Source organism: Clostridium sp. DFI.1.208, assembly GCF_024463855.1.
Classification (GTDB): domain Bacteria; phylum Bacillota_I; class Bacilli_A; order Erysipelotrichales; family Erysipelotrichaceae; genus Clostridium_AQ.
In genome coordinates this window covers 1-406 of sequence record NZ_JANGCA010000211.1, presented here as the reverse complement: position 1 = coordinate 406, position 406 = coordinate 1, and the positions used below count along the sequence as shown (strand labels likewise).

Genomic DNA, 406 nt, shown 5'->3' with positions numbered 1-406 from the left:
ATGGCCGCAGTGAGGATCCCTTTGATCATATGCCCTCCCTTGAGGAGTGGCTGCTCTATTTCCTCGAGCATTTTGTGAGGCTGAGCGCAAAGCCGAACACCTATGCCAGCTTCCGCAGCTATATCTGTAGTCATATCTGTCCTCTGCTCGGCGATTATCCGCTGAACGATATCACGGAATCCATCCTGCAGGCCTATGTGAATATCAAATATGAGAGGGGCAGGCTGGATGGAAGAGGCGGACTGGGTGTCAAAACGCTGAAGGAGCACATCATGGTCTTGAAGCTCTCCTTCAAACGGGCGATCCAGCTGGGCATCGTCTCCTATGATCCCTGCCGCTGTGTGGAATATCCAAGAGAGGTGAAGAAGGAGGTCCGCGTATTGAACGTGCAGGAACAGAAACGACT

General features: G+C 52.5%; 1 protein-coding gene. It reads left to right on the top strand.

What is annotated here, in order from left to right; translation table 11 throughout:
* Window positions 1–406 (top strand): N-terminal phage integrase SAM-like domain-containing protein (locus NE665_RS24075; protein ID WP_256302727.1); only part of this gene is annotated, 406 nt, incomplete at both ends.